The 17,374-nt window shown below is 70.7% G+C and carries 16 protein-coding genes; 3 read left to right on the plus strand and 13 right to left on the minus strand.

The genetic code is table 11. The annotated features are described in order from the left end of the window. Positions 1–12 precede the first annotated feature (12 nt). Positions 13–1,737, minus strand: coding sequence for a ubiquinone-dependent pyruvate dehydrogenase (gene poxB, locus MIAR_RS13515; RefSeq protein ID WP_285636891.1), 1,725 nt, complete (start codon positions 1,735–1,737; stop codon positions 13–15). On the opposite strand from poxB, the gene MIAR_RS13520 reads away from it, so the two are divergent. After that, positions 1,715–2,428, plus strand: a complete 714-nt coding sequence (locus MIAR_RS13520; protein ID WP_285636896.1) for a TetR/AcrR family transcriptional regulator — start codon at positions 1,715–1,717, stop codon at positions 2,426–2,428. The genes poxB and MIAR_RS13520 overlap by 23 nt on opposite strands. Here MIAR_RS13520 and MIAR_RS13525 read toward each other — a convergent pair. The 8 genes from MIAR_RS13525 to gabT form a co-directional block, all read right to left on the minus strand. Further along, positions 2,368–2,886 (minus strand): RNA polymerase sigma factor, encoded by a 519-nt coding sequence (locus MIAR_RS13525; protein ID WP_285636899.1) that lies wholly within the window; start codon positions 2,884–2,886, stop codon positions 2,368–2,370. The two genes, MIAR_RS13520 and MIAR_RS13525, sit on opposite strands and share 61 nt — an antisense overlap. Then, on the minus strand, positions 2,883–3,449 hold the full coding sequence (locus tag MIAR_RS13530) for a hypothetical protein (RefSeq protein ID WP_285636902.1): 567 nt from the start codon (positions 3,447–3,449) through the stop codon (positions 2,883–2,885). Before MIAR_RS13530 ends, MIAR_RS13525 begins: the two co-directional genes overlap by 4 nt. Before the next feature lie 180 nt (positions 3,450–3,629). Beyond that, positions 3,630–4,991 (minus strand): NAD-dependent succinate-semialdehyde dehydrogenase, encoded by a 1,362-nt coding sequence (locus MIAR_RS13535; protein WP_285636905.1) that lies wholly within the window; start codon positions 4,989–4,991, stop codon positions 3,630–3,632. A 19-nt stretch (positions 4,992–5,010) separates the two neighbouring features. After that, positions 5,011–6,486 (minus strand): NAD-dependent succinate-semialdehyde dehydrogenase, encoded by a 1,476-nt coding sequence (locus MIAR_RS13540; protein ID WP_285636908.1) that lies wholly within the window; start codon positions 6,484–6,486, stop codon positions 5,011–5,013. Positions 6,487–6,510: 24 nt separating this feature from the next. Beyond that, the gene (locus MIAR_RS13545; protein ID WP_285636910.1) at positions 6,511–8,121 is read right to left on the minus strand and encodes an APC family permease; all 1,611 of its coding nucleotides are present in this window, start codon (positions 8,119–8,121) and stop codon (positions 6,511–6,513) included. A 2-nt stretch (positions 8,122–8,123) separates the two neighbouring features. Next, the gene (locus tag MIAR_RS13550) at positions 8,124–9,002 is read right to left on the minus strand and encodes a universal stress protein (protein WP_285636912.1); all 879 of its coding nucleotides are present in this window, start codon (positions 9,000–9,002) and stop codon (positions 8,124–8,126) included. After that, positions 8,999–10,402, minus strand: coding sequence for a flavin monoamine oxidase family protein (locus tag MIAR_RS13555; RefSeq protein ID WP_285636915.1), 1,404 nt, complete (start codon positions 10,400–10,402; stop codon positions 8,999–9,001). The genes MIAR_RS13550 and MIAR_RS13555 overlap by 4 nt, the downstream gene beginning before the upstream one ends. Positions 10,403–10,491: 89 nt before the next feature. After that, the gene (gene gabT / locus MIAR_RS13560; protein WP_285636918.1) at positions 10,492–11,859 is read right to left on the minus strand and encodes a 4-aminobutyrate--2-oxoglutarate transaminase; all 1,368 of its coding nucleotides are present in this window, start codon (positions 11,857–11,859) and stop codon (positions 10,492–10,494) included. A 93-nt stretch (positions 11,860–11,952) separates the two neighbouring features. On the opposite strand from gabT, the gene MIAR_RS13565 reads away from it, so the two are divergent. Continuing rightward, positions 11,953–13,452, plus strand: coding sequence for a PucR family transcriptional regulator (locus MIAR_RS13565; RefSeq protein WP_285636921.1), 1,500 nt, complete (start codon positions 11,953–11,955; stop codon positions 13,450–13,452). Positions 13,453–13,473: 21 nt separating this feature from the next. On the opposite strand, the gene MIAR_RS13570 is transcribed toward MIAR_RS13565, so the two are convergent. Both MIAR_RS13570 and MIAR_RS13575 read right to left on the minus strand, forming a co-directional pair. Beyond that, positions 13,474–13,887 carry a riboflavin kinase gene (locus MIAR_RS13570; RefSeq protein ID WP_285636924.1) on the minus strand — a complete coding sequence of 138 codons (414 nt, stop codon included), beginning with the start codon at positions 13,885–13,887 and terminating at the stop codon, positions 13,474–13,476. Next, complete coding sequence (locus tag MIAR_RS13575; protein WP_285636927.1) at positions 13,884–14,393, minus strand: flavin reductase family protein; 510 nt, start codon at positions 14,391–14,393, stop codon at positions 13,884–13,886. Before MIAR_RS13575 ends, MIAR_RS13570 begins: the two co-directional genes overlap by 4 nt. A gap of 99 nt (positions 14,394–14,492) precedes the next feature. Between MIAR_RS13575 and MIAR_RS13580 the strand changes: the two genes are divergently transcribed. Beyond that, positions 14,493–15,092, plus strand: coding sequence for a PadR family transcriptional regulator (locus MIAR_RS13580; RefSeq protein WP_285636930.1), 600 nt, complete (start codon positions 14,493–14,495; stop codon positions 15,090–15,092). A 28-nt stretch (positions 15,093–15,120) separates the two neighbouring features. On the opposite strand, the gene MIAR_RS13585 is transcribed toward MIAR_RS13580, so the two are convergent. After that, on the minus strand, positions 15,121–16,002 hold the full coding sequence (locus tag MIAR_RS13585; RefSeq protein ID WP_285636933.1) for a PfkB family carbohydrate kinase: 882 nt from the start codon (positions 16,000–16,002) through the stop codon (positions 15,121–15,123). Further along, on the minus strand, positions 15,995–17,359 hold the full coding sequence (locus MIAR_RS13590; protein ID WP_285636936.1) for an NtaA/DmoA family FMN-dependent monooxygenase: 1,365 nt from the start codon (positions 17,357–17,359) through the stop codon (positions 15,995–15,997). Before MIAR_RS13590 ends, MIAR_RS13585 begins: the two co-directional genes overlap by 8 nt. Positions 17,360–17,374: the final 15 nt, after the last annotated feature.

Below are 17,374 nucleotides of genomic sequence, written 5' to 3' on the forward strand. Positions count from 1 at the left end.
CGAGCAGCGGGCTCAGAACAGCTGGCGCCAGTTGGCCTTCGCCAGATCGAGCAGCTCGTCGCCGCGGCCTGACATGACCGTGCGGATGGCGTAGAGCGCGAAGCCCTTCACCTGCTCGGCCTTGATCGACGGCGGCATCGACAGCTCCTGTCGCTCGGTGACGACGTCGAGCAGCGCGGGCCCGTCGTGTGCGAGCACCTCGGCGACGGCATCCAGCAGATCCTCCGAGCGCTCCACACGCCGCGCGAAGATGCCGAGCGCCTGCGCGACGGCGGCGAAGTCGGGGTTCTCCAGGTCGGTGCCGTAGGTCACGAAGCCGGCGGCCTTCATCTCCAGCTCGACGAAGTTGAGCGAGGAGTTGTTGACCACGATGGTCTTCACCGGAAGCCTGTTCTGGGTGATGGTGATGAGCTCGCCCAGCATCATCGCGAGTCCGCCGTCGCCGGCGAGGGCGACCACCTGCTGGTCGGGACGGGCGACCTGGGCGCCGATCGCATGCATGAGGGCGTTGGCCATGGAGCCGTGGTTGAACGAGCCGATCAGGCGGCGCTTCTCGGTCATGGTGAAGTAGCGCGCCGCCCACACGGTGGGCGAGCCGACGTCGGCGGTGAAGATGGCATCCGAGGCCGCGGCCTCGTCGATCAGCCGGGCGAGGTACTGCGGGTGGATCGGCGCCTTGCCTCGGGTCGGCACCGCCAGGTCGTCCAGCTTGGCACGGGTCTTGCGGTAGTGCGCCGTGGCGTCGTCCAGGTGTGCGCGGTCGCTCTTCCTCTTCAGCCGCGGCAGCAGCGCCTCGGCCGTCGCCTTCACATCGCCCACCAGACCGAGATCAAGCGGATGCCTCTTGCCGAGCTGCTCGCCGCGGATGTCCACCTGGATGGTCGTGGCGCCTGTCGGATAGAACTGCGTGTACGGGAAGTCGGACCCGAGGACGAGCAGGGCCTCGGCATCCTCCATGGCGCGGAAGCCCGAGGCGAAGCCGAGCAGTCCGGTCATGCCGACGTCGAAGGGGTTGTCGTACTCGATGTGCTCCTTGCCGCGCAGGGCGTGCACGATCGGTGCGGCGAGGGCGTCCGCGAGAGCGATGACCTCGTCGTGGGCGCCCTCGACGCCTGCGCCGGCGAGGATCGTGACCCGGCTGCAGCCGTTCAGCAGCGTGGCGGCCTTCTCGAGCTCGGCCGGGCTCGGGGTGACCACCGGGTTCGCGCGCGGGATGACCACGGCCCGGTCGTCGGCGATCTTGGCGAGGGCGACATCACCGGGGATGACGAGCACCGCGACGCCGCGCTTCTCGATGGCGGCGCGCATCGCGATCTCCATCAGCCGCGGCATCTGCGAGGGGTCGGCGACGTACTCGGCGTAGACGCTGGACTCGCGGAACAGCTCCTGCGGGTGGGTCTCCTGGAAGTAGCCGGTGCCGATCTCGACCGTGGGGATGTGCGCGGCGATCGCGAGCACCGGCACACGGGAGCGGTTGGCGTCGTAGAGGCCGTTGATCAGGTGCAGATTGCCCGGCCCGCACGAGCCCGCGACGACCGCGAGGTCGCCGGTGAGGGCAGCATCCGCCGCTGCGGCGAACGCGGCCGACTCCTCATGACGGACATGCACCCAGCGGATCGTGCCGTCCTTGCGGAGGGCATCCGTGAACCCGTTCAGCGAGTCGCCCGGGATGCCGTAGACCCGGTCGATGCCGTTGGCGCGGAGCGTGCGGACCATGTTCTCAGCGACGGTCGTCATGACACGAGCCTATTGCCGACGCGGGCAGTGCGGGCCGGCGAAACCCGGCACGCTGATCGCCACCCGGGCCGGCCTGTCCGAGGCGCTGCTGTACAAGCACTTCGCCGACAAGCAGCAGTTGTTCCTCGCGGTGCTCGAGGAGCGTCTCCCCCGGCCTCGCTTCGATCCCGATGCCTCGCGCGGAGACGATCTCGCCACGGGATTGACCGACCTGCTCGAGCGGCTGATGCTGTTCTTCACCGCGTCGTTCCCGATCTCGGCGTCGATCTTCGGCGCGCCCGAGCTGCTCGCGCAACACCGCGCGGGCATCGCCGCGCACGGCCGCGGCCCGCACGAGCCCGTCTCCGTGGTGATCGCCTACCTCGACGCCGAGCGCGAGACCGGACGGGCCAGAGCCGACGCGGACACCACCGCCGCGGCACGCGCGCTGGTCGGGGCGGCGTTCCACCAGGGCTTCCTCGCCGATGCGCGAGCCTTGGCGGGCGGGGAATCGCCGCCGTCCTCCTCCCGGCGCTGGCACCACCTTCCGAGAACAGGACGACAGCCCGGAACAGGAAGATCTCGGCCTGAACCCTCCTGCGCTGAGCAGTTCTCCTGTCCTCGGCGACGCCATCGCGCCGCCAGCGCCGCTCAGTTGCTGCGGACTGCGGCATCCGCCAGCTGCTCCCGCAGGGCCGCCCGCGCCCGGTGATACCGACTGCGCACCGTGCCCTCCTTCATCCGCAGCATCCTCGCCACCTCGACCAGGCTGAAGCCCTCCCAGTGCAGCAGGCCGATGATGTCGCGATCGAGCGGATCCAGCTGGGCGAGCGCTCTGTGGAGCTCGTCGTGCTCGGCCGGGTCGGCGAAGCCTGGGTGCGGAGTCGCTTCCAGAACGCCACGGAGCTTCTCGACCACAGCATGCCTCCTGGCCCCGCCGCGCTGGTGATGCAGGAGCACGTTGCGCGCGATCCCGAACATCCACGGCCGCACGTCGTCGTCGGCATCCGGAAGCGAACGGGACCGCCGCCACAGCACCAGAAGGGTCTCGGCGAGCAGGTCAGCGGCATCCTCGCGCAGAGCGACGCGGCGCACGAAGTAGCCGAGCAGAGCGGATGCATGATCCTGCACCGCCCGCTCGACCCGGACCCGGCGCTCGTCGGCGGTCACTGATCCTCCGGCGCGCAGGTGAAGCCGGTGGCCTCGACGGTCCGTCCGGCTCCTTCGCTGAGCCAGCCAATGCCCGGGAACACGTCGCCTGCGAAGTCCTGCAGGACCGGCTCCAGCGCCCGCCCGATGCGCTCCTCACCATCGGCATCATCGGAGAGTGCAGGAGCCCGATCGTAGAGCCGCTGTCCCAGTCCTGACCAATTGTGCGCGAGCACCGCGGCGTCCAGGATGTCCCGGTCGCCGTCCTGCGGATTGCGGATCTCGATCCACACCCGGCAGCGCTCCTGGTGACCGGACTCCGTGGTCCAGTCGATCCTGATCGGCTGCTCGTTGCGGATGTTCTCCAGCGGCATCTCGACACCGCCCCAGTGCGACATGGTCGCCACGCCGACGCTCGTGCCCGCGGTGAGCAGGATCGCACCGCCGACGAGCGCCGGGAGCATCCACCGCACCCGCGCCCGTCGTGTCGGCGTCATCGCCCGCGCCACCCAGCGCGCCTCGGCCTCGGCATCCGCGGGCATCTCCGCGGCCATCTCCGCGAGCCGCTCATCCAGAGCATCCATGTGCTTCCCCTTCAGTTCCTCACATGGTCATTCCCGGACACCGCGATTCCGTTGCATCCCCCGAGGACTTTTCCTCGAACCACCACCGGAACGACGAACCACCACGCGGATCGCGGTGATCTGCGTGGTGGTTCGGGGACCTCGTGGTGGCTCGGCGCGGGACGGCGTCGCCACCGGCGCTCAGCCCTTGCGGATGAGCTTCTTGTTCACGAACTCGTCGGCGGCCAGCAGGCCCAGCTCGCGGGAGGTGCCGCTGCGCTTCACGCCCCCGAAGGGCAGCTCGGGGCTGTCGGCGAGCACGAGGTTCACGTAGACCATGCCCGCCTCGATGCCGTTCGCCACGCGCTCGGCCTGCTCGGCGTCCGTCGTGAACACGTACGAGCCGAGGCCGAACGAGGTGTCGTTCGCCAGCGCCACGGCAGCGTCCTCGTCCGCGACGCGGTACACGACGGCGGCGGGGCCGAAGAGCTCCTCGCGGTAGACGTCCATCGCGGGCGTCACGTCGGCCAGCACGGTCGGGGCGAAGAACGCACCCTCACGCGTGCCTCCGGTCAGCAGCGTCGCGCCCTGGGAGACGGCGGTGTCCACCTGCTCCTGCAGGCGCTCGGCCGCGGCCAGCGACGACAGCGGGCCCAGCACGGTGTCCTCCTGCGTGGGGTCCTCCGCCGAGACCGCGGCGAGCGATGCCACGAACTTCGAGGTGAACTCCTCGTACAGGCCGTCGACGACGATGAAGCGCTTGGCGCCGTTGCAGGACTGGCCGTTGTTGTCCAGTCGCGCATCCACGGCGTTCTGCACCACGGCGTCGAGGTCATCGGTGGAGAGAACGATGAACGGGTCGGAGCCGCCGAGCTCCAGCGCGACCTTCTTGAGGTTGCGTCCTGCCACCTCGGCCACGGCGGCGCCGGCGCGCTCGGAGCCGGTCACCGAGACGCCGTGCACGCGCGGGTCGGCGATGATCGTCGCCGCCTGCTCGTTCGTGGCGTACACGTTCACGTAGCCGCCGTCCGGCAGACCCGCGTCGCGGTAGATCGCCTCGATCGCGGCCGCCGACTCCGGGCACTGCGGAGCGTGCTTGAGGATGATCGTGTTGCCGATGGCGAGGTTGGGGGCCGCGAAGCGGGCCACCTGGTACGCCGGGAAGTTCCACGGCATGATGCCCAGCAGCGCGCCCAGGGGTGCGCGGCGCACCACGGCGGTGCCGTCGCCCACGATGTCCAGCGGCTGATCGGCCGTGATCTTCTCGATGTTGTCGGCGTAGAACTCGATGATGTCGGCGGCGAACTCCACCTCGCCCACGGCGGCGGCGATCGGCTTGCCCATCTCGCGCACGATGATCGCGCCGAGCTCGTCCTTGCGTTCGCGGTGCAGCTCGGCGATGCGCCGGATGACGGTCGCGCGCTCGGCGGGCGAGGTCGCCGCCCAGGTCGTGGCCGCGGATGCCGCGCGGGCGATCGCGTCCTCGACCTGCGCGTCGGTGAAGGTGTCGTAGGTGGCGAGGGTCTCGCCGGTGGCCGGGTTGATGACGGCGTAGTCGATCATGTCGGTTCCTCTCGTCGGATCAGCTGTAGGGAAGCATCGTGTACTTGGTGGACAGGTACTCGTGGATGCCCTCGGCACCGCCCTCGCGGCCGATGCCGGACTGCTTGACACCGCCGAACGGAGCCGCGGCGTTGGAGATCACTCCCACGTTCAGGCCCATCATGCCGGTCTCGAGCGCATCGATCATGCGGTGCCCGCGGGCGAGGTCCTCGGTGAAGACGTAGCCGACCAGCCCGTACTCGGTGTCGTTGGCCAGGCGCACGGCCTCGGCCTCGTCCGAGAAGCGGGCGATCGCGAGCACCGGTCCGAAGATCTCCTCGCGGAGGATGTCGCTGCCCGCGACCACGTCGGCGAGAACGGTCGGCTCGTAGAACGTGCCGTCGCCCTCGATCGCGTTGCCACCGGCCAGCAGGCGGGCGCCGCGCTGCACGGCGTCGCCGACCAGCTCCTGCGCCTTGGCGACGGCATCCGCATCGATCAGCGGGCCGATCACCACGTCGTCCTCGGTGCCGCGGCCGATCTTCATCGCGTTCACGCGCTCGGCGACGCGGCGCGCGAACTCGTCGGCGACGTCTTCGTGCACGATGAAGCGGTTCGCGGCGGTGCACGCCTGGCCGATGTTGCGGAACTTCGCCGCGATCGCGCCGTCCACGGCCTTGTCCAGGTCGGCGTCCTCGAACACGACGAACGGCGCGTTGCCACCGAGCTCCATCGACACCCGCAGCACGCCCTGCGCGGCCTGCGCGATGAGCTTCTGCCCGACCGGCGTCGAGCCGGTGAACGACAGCTTGCGCAGGCGCGGGTCTGCGATGATCGGGGCCGACAGCGCGCTCGAGCGCGAGGTCTGGACGATGTTGACGACGCCGGCGGGGAGCCCCGCCTCCTCCAGCAGCTTCGTGAAGAAGATCGTGGTCAGCGGCGTGAGCGCCGCAGGCTTGACGACCACGGTGCAGCCGGCCGCCAGCGCCGGGGCGATCTTGCGCGTGGCCATCGCGAACGGGAAGTTCCACGGGGTGATGAAGAACGACGGGCCCACCGGGCGCTGCGACACGATCATGCGACCGGTGCCCTCGGGGTTGCTGCCGTAGCGGCCGCTGATGCGCACGGCCTCCTCGCTGAACCAGCGCAGGAACTCGCCGCCGTAGGCGACCTCGCCACGGGACTCGGCCAGCGGCTTGCCCATCTCGAGGGTCATCAGCAGCGCGAGATCCTCCTTGTGCTCCTGCACCAGCTCCCAGGCGCGGCGCAGGATGTCACTGCGGGTGCGCGGGGCGGTGGCGGCCCAGGCGTCCTGCGCGGCGACAGCGGCGTCCAGAGCGCGGATGCCGTCGGCGGGCGTCGCATCGGCGATCGAGGCGATCACCTGGTTGGTGGAGGGGTCGCGCACATCGAAGGTGCGCCCCTCCTCGGCATCCGTCCACTGGCCGCCGATGAAGAGGCCGCCGGGGACGCGGGCGAGGAGTTCCTGCTCGTTCGGTGCGAGTGCAGTGCTCATGGTTTCTCTTTCTCTCGAGGAGGATCAGTGCTGGCGAAGGCTGGGCGGCGCGTCCATGCTAAGCGTCTTGCCGCGGAAGAAGTCGGGGGATACGAATCTCTGCACGAGCATCAGCACCCCGCCGAAGACGAGCAGGCCGACGCCGATGAAGAACACGATGCCGATGCCGCCCTCGCCGTTCTCGTCGGCGCCGATCGCGATCGACCCGTAGTCGGGGGCGAGGCTGTCGATCGCCGTGATCACGAACAGCACCAGCAGGATGATGCCGCCGACCAGAGGGCTGGCGAACTTGAAGAAGAAGTCCTTGCCCGAGTCGAACCACTGGTGACGGAAGTACCACACGCAGGACAGCGCGGTGATGCCGTAGTAGAAGCAGATCATCATGCCCAGCGCGAGGATCGTGTCCCACAGCGCGTCCTCGCTGAGGAAGCGCATCACGGCGTAGAAGCCACCCGCGACGACGGCCGAGGCGATCGTCGCGAACCCGGGCGTGAAGAACCGCGGGCTGACGCCGGCGAACCTCTTGGGCACGGCGCCGTAGTGGCCCATCGCCAGGAGGGTGCGAGCCGGCGAGATGAACGTCGACTGCAGCGAGGACGCCGACGAGGTGAGCACCGCGAGCGAGAGCAGGAAGGCCAGGCCGCCCATGACCGGACCCGACAGCGCGAAGAACACGTTGCCGCCGATCTCCTCGTTCGTGAGACCCAGTCCCTTGTCGCCGATCCCGGAGTACATCAGGCTGCTGACCGTGAGCAGGAGGTAGATCGCGATGATCGAGATCACCGTGAGCATGGCCGCGCGCCCCGGCGTGCGCTCGGGGTCCTTCGCCTCCTCGTTCATCGTGAGGGTGACGTCCCACCCCCAGAACATGAAGACCGAGGCCGACAGGCCCATCACGATCATGGACAGGCCGCCCTTGATCTCGAACGGGTTGAACCAGGCGAACTCCGGCATGTGCGCCTCGAAGGCGCTGCCCTGCACGGTCTCGACGATCGCCATCACGGCGAACAGCACGAGGATCGCGATCTGGAACGCCACCAGGCCGTACTGCAGCTTCTGCGAGGTGGACACGTCGCGGTACGACACCCAGGTGGCCAGCGCGACGAAGATCAGGCACACGGCGACGTTCACGAACGGGTCGCGGGTGATCTCGGCGATGGCCTCGTTGCCGGAGATCTGCGAGATCAGCAGGAAGAGGAAGTCGACGGCGATGCCGGCGAGGTTGGAGAGCACCAGGATCGTCGCGACGATCAGGCCCCATCCCGCCATCCAGCCGACGTACGGGCCGAAAGCGCGCGTGGCCCAGGTGAAGGAGGTGCCCGAGTCGGGCATCGCCTTGTTGAGCTCGCGGTAGCCGAAGGCGACGAGCAGCATCGGGATGAACCCGAGCAGCAGGATCGCAGGCACCTGGAACCCGACGGCGCCGACCGCGCCGCCGATGCCGGCCGTGTACGTGTACGCCGGGGCGATGCACGAGATGCCCATCACCAGGGCGCCCAGGACGCCCACCGTTCCGACGCTGAGTCCCTTGCGGGAGATGCCTCCGGTCACCGGGTCGGCGGTGCCGGGCACGGCGTCGCCCGGTGCGGCGGCGGATGCCGCAGTGGAGAGCGGAGACTTCGTCGACTCGCTCATGTTCACGCTCCTTCGGCGCGGGTGCGGGGCACCACGATCATGGGGACGGGCAGCTCGCGGAGCATCTTCGCCGCGGTCGAGCCCAGGAACAGCCGGCGCGGCTGGGCGAGCCGGCTGGAGCCGACCAGCACGATCTCTCCCGGCAGCCAGTCCAGCTGCGCGACGGCGTCCTCGATGCTGTCGCCCCCGGCCTGCAGCACCTCGACGTCGGTCTCGCCGGAGAGCCGGTCCCTGGCCGAGGCGAGCACCTGGTCGACGTGGGCGTCCTTCAGCAGCGTGATGGCGCCGGTGTTGAGACCCGCAGGAACGTCGAGGGGCATCAGCGAGACCAGCCGCACGGCGGCCCCGGATGCCGAGGCGAGGCGCACGGCGCTCTCCAGCAGCAGCTCCGCACCCGGGCGGGTGCCGGTGGCGACCGTGATGCGCGGCAGCCCGGCATCCGGCTCGCGCGAGAGTCCTGCCGGTGCGAGCGCCACGGGCACGGTCGAGGCGTGCAGCAGCTCGGATGCCACCGAGCCGAGCCGGTGGCGGCGCAGGGCACCGCCGTTCGCGGCGCCGAGGACGAGCAGCGTGGCGCCGAACTCGTCTGCGGCGGCTTGCAGACCCTCGCCGAACGACTCGGCGAAGCGCACGTGGGCGCTGTGCACGATCCCGGCGGGGATGGTCTTCGCAGCATCCGCCAGCCAGGAGCGCGCCTGCTCGCGGAGAAGTTCCTCGTACGCGCGCTCGGGGGCGACGGCCTTGCTCATGGTGCCCTCGGAGGGCAGCACGATCACGACCCGCAGTGCAGCACCCGTGGCGCGCGCGAGGCGCGCGCCGAGGGCGAGCGCGTCGGCGCCCGCATCCGTCGCCGTGTAGCCGACGACGATCGAGCCGGTCACGCGTCGCCGCCGGCGGCGGCGCGCGCCTTCTCGACGATCTGGGATGCCGCCAGGCGGCCCATCCGGATCGCGCCGTCGACGTGCTGGTAGCCGGCGCCGGCCATGTCGCTGCAGGCGAAGTGGATCGGGCCGACGGCGGAGCGCAGGTCGGCGCCGTAGCGGTGCAGCCCGCCCATGTCGAAGCTGGCGGCGTAGGCGCCTCGGGTCCACTCCTCGGTGCCCCAGTCGCTCTCGTAGTAGACGACCGGGTTCTTCGCCTCGGGGCCGTAGTAGTGCGACAGCGACTCGAGGATGCGCTCCTTGCGCTCCTCGGCGCTCAGTGCGAACAGGTCGTCGGCGTTGCGGTCGCTGACGAAGCCGACCAGCGTGCCGCGCTCATCGCCGTGGTTGGTGTTGTCGTAGGCCTCGTGCGAGAGCTCGTACGGGCTGAACGCGGTGCCGCTGAGGCCCTGCTCGCGCCAGAACGGACGGTCGTACACCGCGTGCACCTTGATGACGAAGCCCATCGACAGATGCTGGTGCAGCTGGTGCTGGCGACGCGGCAGCGGCGGGACGAACGAGATCCGGTTGTAGAGCACCGGGGCGTGCGCGAGGATCGCGAAGCGCGCGCGCACGGTGGTCCTGTCGGTCACGGCGACGACGCCGCCGGTCCCCGAACCCGACGAGGGGTCGGACCACTCCAGGCTGCGGACGGGCTGCCCCAGCAGCACGTCGTGGCCGAGGCGCTCGGCGAGCAGCAGCGGAACCTGCTGCAGGCCTCCGACGACGCGCTTGTCGAGGATGAAGTCGGCGTCGACGAGGTTCGAGTAGGAGCCCGCGGATGCCGCCATCAGCAGCGACTGCAGCAGCGAGAACGCGTGCGTCGGCTTGGTGAGCATGGCCGAGCCCGTGGCGAAGGCGAGGTTGCGGATCGCCTCGTCGTCGTCGGTCTGCGTGCGCAGCCAGGCATCCCAGGTGATGCTGTCCCACTCCGCCGCGTTCGGGTGCTCCCAGGGGCGGTCGGGGTCGATCTCGGCGACCATCGCGTCGAGACGCTCGGTGACATCTGCGATGATCTTCTCGGTCGCGGGCGACACCGGGAACATCTCGCCGGTGAAGCGGTGCACGACTCCGTCGGGGCCGACGTAGACGCTGTCGCCCTCGCGGTAGCGGCTGAAGGTCTCCAGACCGAGCTCCTCGACCGTCTGCTTCAGGGCGTCCTGATCCGGCGAGATCCACTGGCCGCCGAGCTCGAGCATGGCGCCGTCGATGACGTCGGTCCACAGCCGGCCGCCGACGCGGTCGCGCGCCTCCAGCACGGCGACGGAGAGGCCCGCCCTGCGCAGCTCGTTGGCTGCGGTGAGGCCGGCGGCGCCGGCTCCGATGATGACGACGTCGCGGCTGATCTCGTGCTCGCTCATGAGCGATCTCCTTTGATGCAGAGGGTGAGGTGTGAAGGTGCTGCCGGCCGCGATCCCTGATCCCCCGACCAGGATCGCGGCCGGCGGTCTCAGTTGCCCTGGGCGTTCGCGAGCGCGGCCGCGACGACGTCCAGGCCGTCGTTCAGCAACTCGTCGCCGATCGACAGCGGCGGCAGGAAGCGGATGACGTTGCCGAAGGTGCCGCAGGTCAGGACGATGACGCCCTCGGCGGTGCAGGCCTTGGCGACGGCGCCGGTGAGGGCGGTATCCGGCTCCCCCGTCTCGGGGTTCACGAACTCGGCGGCCATCATCGCGCCGTGGCCGCGGACGTCGCCGATGCGCGGGTCGGTCGCCTTGATGGCCTCGAGGCGGTCGCGCAGGATGCTGCCGATCTGCTGCGCGCGCTCGACGAGGCCCTCGTTCTCGAAGGCGTCGATCGCTGCCAGTGCGGCGGCGCAGGCGACGGGGTTGCCGCCGTAGGTGCCGCCCAGGCCACCGGCGTGCGCGGCGTCCATGATCTCGGCACGGCCGGTGACGCCGGCGAGCGGGAGACCGGCGGCGATGCCCTTGGCGGTGGTGATGAGGTCGGGCTCGATGCCGAAGATCTCGCTGGCGAACATGGCGCCGGTGCGGGCGAAGCCGGTCTGCACCTCGTCGGCGATGAAGACGACGCCGTTGGCGCGGCTCCACTCGACGATCGCCTCGAGGAACCCGTCGGCGGGGACGATGAAGCCGCCCTCGCCCTGGATGGGCTCGATGATGACGGCGGCCAGGTTGTCGGCGCCGACCTGCTTCTCGATGAGCGTGATGGCGCGCTTGGCGGCCTCGGCGCCGGACAGGCCGTCGCGGTAGGGGTACGAAGCGGGCACGCGGTAGACCTCGGGGGCGAACGGCCCGAAGCCGGACTTGTACGGCATCGACTTCGCGGTCAGCGCCATCGTGAGGTTGGTGCGGCCGTGGTAGCCGTGGTCGAAGGCGACGACGGCCTGGCGTCCGGTGTGCTTGCGGGCGATCTTGATCGCGTTCTCGACGGCCTCGGCGCCGGAGTTGAACAGCGCCGTCTTCTTGGCGAAGTCGCCGGGGGTCAGGCGGTTCAGCGCCTCGGCCACCTCGATGTAGGACTCGTAGGGCGAGATCATGAAGCAGGTGTGGGTGAACTGCGCTGCCTGGGCTGCGACTGCCGCGGCGACCTTGGGGTGCGCGTTGCCGACGCTGGTCACGGCGATGCCGGAGCCGAGGTCGATGAGCGAGTTGCCGTCCGCGTCGAGGACCACTCCGCCACCCGCGGCCACGACGGCGACCGGCATGGACGTGGAGACGCCGCCGGCGACGGCATCCGCCTTGCGGGCGAGGATCGCGGCCGAGCGGGGCCCGGGGAGTTCGGTGACGACGCGACGGACCTGCTCGAGGGTGGGTCCGCCGGCGGGGATCGTGGAGGTCTCGTCGATGAGTGTCATGAGGCGAGGCTACGTCCGGCCGCACACGGATGCATTCGCCCGCCCGTACAATTGTGCTGAGCACTTCGCCGCTTCGTACATTCTGGAGACGCCATGGAACCCGCCGCCGCGCCGACCCTGCGCACCCTGCTCGGCCGGCGCGACCTCGGGCTGCGCCTGGTGTCCGACGAGTCGGAGCTGGTCGACGGCGCGCTGGAGCAGCCCGTTCGCTGGGTGCACAACTCCGACCTGGTGGACCCCACGCCGTTCCTCGCCGAGGACCTGGTGCTGCTGACCACCGGCATGCAGCTCGCCGAGGAGGACGCTGAGGGCGCCGCCGCGTACGTCGCGCGCCTGGTCCACCGCGGCGTGCTCGCTCTCGGGTTCGGCTCCGGCGTGCACCGCGTCGGCGTGCCCGACGAGCTCATCGCCGCGTGCGCGCACGCCGGGCTCGCACTGTTCGAGGTCCCCTACGACATCCCGTTCCTCGCGATCGCCCGCGCGCATGCTGAAGCCATCGCGGCCGCCGCGTACGCCCGGCGCACCTGGGCACTCGAGGCGCAGCGCGCGCTCGCGATCGCCGCGCTCCGCCCGCACGGACTGGAGTCGACGCTGTCCGAGCTGTCGCGCCGGCTCGGCTGCTGGGTGGGGATGTACGACGCGACGGGCGCACTGAGTCACGAGCATCCGGCCGCGCTCGGATCGGGAGCGGATGCCGTCGCCGCCGGAGTCGCCGAACTGCTGGCCCGCGGCGGTGCGGCCAGCCGGACGATCGAGGATCCCGACGGCGCCTTCACGCTGTTCACCCTGGGGCGCACCGGCCAGCTGCGCGGCGTGATCGCGATCGAGGCGGCGGCGCTGGACGCCGAGACCCGCGCGGTCATCACCTCCGTGATCGCGATGGCAGGACTCGCGCTGGAGCAGAACGAGCAGATGTCCAGGGCTCGCCGCCGGATGCACACGCAACTGCTGGCGTCGCTGCAGGACGACGACCCGACGCTGGCGCGACGCGTGCTCGGCTCCCTTCCGGCCGCCCCGATCGTGCTGGCCGTCGCCGAACCGTCGCGTGCCGGTGCCCTGATCGACTGGTGGGAGAGGCGGCGGACGGACGCCGGGGTCGCCTCCTTCGTGGCCGAGGACCCGGATGGCGTGACGATCTGCCTCTCCGCCGCGGACGCCGCCGAGTTCGACGAGGCCGCCGGCCGGCTCGGCATCCGGATCGGGCTCTCCGGGGCCGGGGAGTACAGCGGGTTCTCGCAGGCGCACGCGCAGGCACTCACCGCGCTGCGACGCGGGCGGAGCGGGGTCACCCGGTACGCGGATGCCACTTCCGGCGGCGTGCTCGACACTCTGGGCGGGGAGGAGACACGGCTGCTCGCCCGCACGCGCCTGGCCCCGCTGCGCCGCCACGACGAGGAGACCGGCGGCGAGCTGGAGCTCACTCTGCGGGTCTGGCTGGAGCACGACGCCCACAGCGAGCGGACCGCCGCCGCCCTCGGCATCCACCGTCACACGCTGCGCACGCGCATCGCGCAGGCGGCCGGGCTGCTCGGCTCGGACCTGTCGTCGTTCCCCGCGCGGGCCGAGCTGTGGGCCGTGCTGCGCGCGGCGTGACACGGCCGGCGGCGCCGGAGATCAGCGCTGCAGGATGCGCTCGGCGAGGATCCGCCTGCTCTGCAGCACGTCGGACTCGGTCTGGGCGATGAGAGCCGCGACATCGTCGAAGCGCAGCGTCGGACGCATCCTCTCGTGCAGGAGTACCCGCATGAACCGGCCGTACAGGTCGAGATCGAGGTCGTGGACGTAGACCTCCACGCGCCGCGCCCGCTCCCCCGCGAACGTGGGATTCGTGCCGATGCTGACCGTGGCGCCCCACGGCGAGGAGCCGCTGCCGCCGATGAGCGCCGTCGCGACGTAGACGCCGTCCTCGGGGATGTCCGCATCGGGGCACGCCAGGTTCGCCGTGGGGAATCCGATCACGCGTCCTCGGCCGTCGCCGGGGACGACGCGCCCGCCGAGCGCGAGCGGGCCGCTGCGCGCCGGATTCATCCGCGTGGCGGGTCGCCGACGATGCTGCGGTAGCGGCTCTGGTGGAACACGAGCGGCTCGATGCCGTCGAAGAGCTGCACGTCCGCGATCTCGTACAGCGCGATCTCGTGATCGCCGCCGTCGTAGGTGGCGTAGGGGCGGCAGGTGAGCCAGAGCGCGGCCCCGTCGACCAGCAGGGCACCCTGCTCCGCGCGCTGCATCGCCTGGTCGCCGAACCTGTCGCCCTCGCGAGAGGCGAGCCGACGGGAGAACTGCTCCTGGTCGTGACCCAGCACGCTCATGCCCAGCTCGGGCACGCCGCGCAGCTGCGGCCACGTGCGCGAGGTACGGGCCGCACTGATCGCGACCAGCGCGGGCTCCAGCGAGATCGACGTGAAGGAGTTCACCGCCATGCCGACGGGCGCTCCCTCGACCTCGGCGGCGAGCGCGACCACGCCCGTCGGGTAGAGCGAGAAGGCGCGGCGCAGAGCGAGGTCACGGGTGAGCGGTTCTGCCACAGAGGTCATCTCCGGTTCCTTTCGTCAACTTTGACTATATAAAACTGTACGACATCGTGATCATGCAAGACAACACGGATCCGGCCTCCAGCTGGATAGCATGGGCCCATGTCGACCACACGCCTCGTCGTCCTCGGTGCCGTCAAGCAGTTCCAGCCGGTGCACGGCTACTTCCTGCGTCGCGAGCTGATGACCTGGCACATCGACGAGTGGGCGCGCATCCAGCCCGGTTCCATCTACAACGCGCTGCGCGCCCTCGAGGTCGACGGCTACATCGTCGAGAACGGCACGGTCGCCGAGGGCAAGCGTCCCGCGCGCACGACCTACCGGATCACCCCGTCGGGCGAGGTGGAACTGCAGCGGATGCTGCGCGAGAACCTCTGGAACGTGAAGCCGTTCGACACCGAGGCGATCATGACCATCGCGTCGTTCATGTTCGTCCTCAGCCGCCAGGAGGTCATCGCGGGCCTGGAGAACAGGCTCAGCAAGAGCGACTCGATCATCACGACCAACGGCTTCAACGTGCAGGACACGCTGCGATCCGAGACCACGCCCAAGTACGTGCGGGAGATCTTCGACCTCTCCACCGCGCGCCTCACCGCCGAGAAGGAGTGGACCCTCGCGCTGCTGGAGCGCCTGCGCGCCGGCGAGTACCGCTTCGCCGGCGAGACGCCCGAGCCCGCGGACGCCGCTGCCTCCGAGGCCTGACCCGGACATCCGGCCCGGCCCGCGCCCGTCAGCGTCCGCGCACCAGCGCGTCGATCGTGTCGGGCGTGAGCGCATCCGTCGTCGCACCGCGATGACTCGCGACGATCGCGCCCGCCGCCGCCGCGCGCAGCAGGGCGTCGGCCAGGCGGATGCCGCCGGCCAGCGCCGCAGCCAGGGCACCGCAGAACGCGTCGCCCGCGCCCGTCGTGTCCACCGCATCGACGGGGAACGCCGGCACGTACCAGGGCTCCTCCCCCGCGCGATGCAGCTCCACGCCGTCCGCACCGAGCGTGCGGATCACGATCGCCGCCCCGTCCGCATGCAGCCGCGCGACGCCGCCGAGCTCATCCGCCTCGGTCTCATTCACCACCAGGATGTCCGCATCGCCGAGAAGCGCGAGCGCGGCCTCGGCGGCGGGAGCCGCGTTGAGGATCGTCAGGGCGCCGGCGGCCCTCGCCGCGGCGAGCGCGGCGGCGACGGCCTCGACCGGCACCTCGAGCTGAGCGAGCACGACGGAGGCGCCGGCGACGTCGGCCGCGGCGTCTGCGGCGGCGAGCGCGCCGTTGGCTCCGGCGGCGACCAGGATGCTGTTGTCGCCATGCACCGAGAGGATGTGCGCGACGCCGGTGGGCGCGGCATCCGTGCGGCGGAACTCGCCGATCACCCCGGCATCCCGCGCCGACGCCTGCAGCAGATCGCCCGCCTCGTCGTCCCCCACCATCGCGCACATGCGGGTGGGGGCGCCGGAGCGGGCGGACGCCACCGCCTGGTTCAGCCCCTTGCCGCCGGGGAAGCGCCCGAGCGCCTCCCCCAGCAGCGTCTCGCCGAGGGTGGGGAGCCGCGGGATCCCGACGACGATGTCGAGATTCGCGCTCCCCACCACCACGACTCCGGTGAGGGAGTCAGACACGCGTGAGCGACTTCCGGTACGAGGACCCGGTGTGGGACTCGGCCAGAGCCGGAGTCGACGTGCCGATCAGTCGCTCGCGCAGCGACTGCGGGTGCTCGGGCTGCGCGGCGATCGCGCCGCGCTCCTTGAGGATCGGCAGCACGTGCTCGATGAAGTCCTCGGTCGAGGCCGGCGGGATGGTCGGCGCGAAGAGGAAGCCGTCCAGGTCGGCGCCGTCGGCCAGCTCGATCATGCGGTCCGCGATCTGCTCGGGGGTGCCGACGATCGGGCGGGCCCCGACGCCGTGCGCGTGCCAGTCGCCGAGCACGTCGCCGACGGTCTTGTCCGCGAAGCGGGCGACCTGGGTCTGCGACAGCTCGGTGCTCAGCTGCGCCATCGGGGTGTCCGGCGCGTAGGCCGAGAGGTCGAGCCCGGTGAACCACGCGTACGACGCCACCGTCACCTCCGGGTTCTGGGCATCCGCGACCTCGGCGTACTTGCGGCGCGCCTCCTCCTCGGTGCTGCCGACCACCGCCGCGAAGGCCGACATGATCTTGACGTCGGTGCGGGCCCGGCCGTTCTTCTCGGCCTCATCGCGGATGCTGCTGGAGTGTCCGAGCAGCTGCTCGACGGAGCCGCTGCCGACGAAGATCGCCTCGCCGTGCTTGCCGCCGAACTCGCGGCCCGCCGGCGACGCGCCGGCCTGGAACAGCACCGGGGTGCCCTGCGGCGAGCGCGAGGTGTTCCCGTAGCCGTGCGAGCGGAAGTAGGTGCCCTCGTGCGCGATGCGGTGCACCCTGGCGGGGTCGGCGAAGCGCCCGTTCTTGTCGCGCTCCAGCGCACCCTCCTCCCAGGCCTCCTCCCACAGCCTGTAGACGACCTGCATGAACTCGTCGGCCATCACGTAGCGCTCGTCGTGGCCGACCATCGGCACGCCGAAGCCCTGCACGGCGGTGTCGGCGGTGCCGGTGGTGACGACGTTCCAGCCGATGCGCCCGCCCGAGAGGATGTCGAGCGTGGCCATCCGGCGCGCGAAGCTGTAGGGCGCCTCCAGCAGGGTCGAGCCGGTGGCGACGAGTCCGAGGCGGCTGGTCTCGGGGATCAGCGCGCCGAGGATGATCGCCGGGTCGAGACGGGGCAGGTCCAGGCCCTCGATCGAGCAGATGTCCGGGCGGTCGCCGGCGACGTCGGCCCAGCCCCATGCATCGGCGAGGAAGAGGAAGTCGAAGCCGGCGTCCTCCACCATGCGCGCGGTGCCGCGCCAGTAGTCGAGGCTGTCGAACAGGTAGCGCTTGTTGTCGGGGTGCCGCCAGGTGGCGGTGCCCGAGTCGTTCGCCTGGGCGTTCTCGAAGAGTCCGAGTCGCAGCTGCTTGGCCATGATGTGCCTTTCTTT

This window comes from Microbacterium arabinogalactanolyticum, assembly GCF_030268005.1.
GTDB classification, from domain to species: Bacteria; Actinomycetota; Actinomycetes; order Actinomycetales; family Microbacteriaceae; genus Microbacterium; species Microbacterium arabinogalactanolyticum.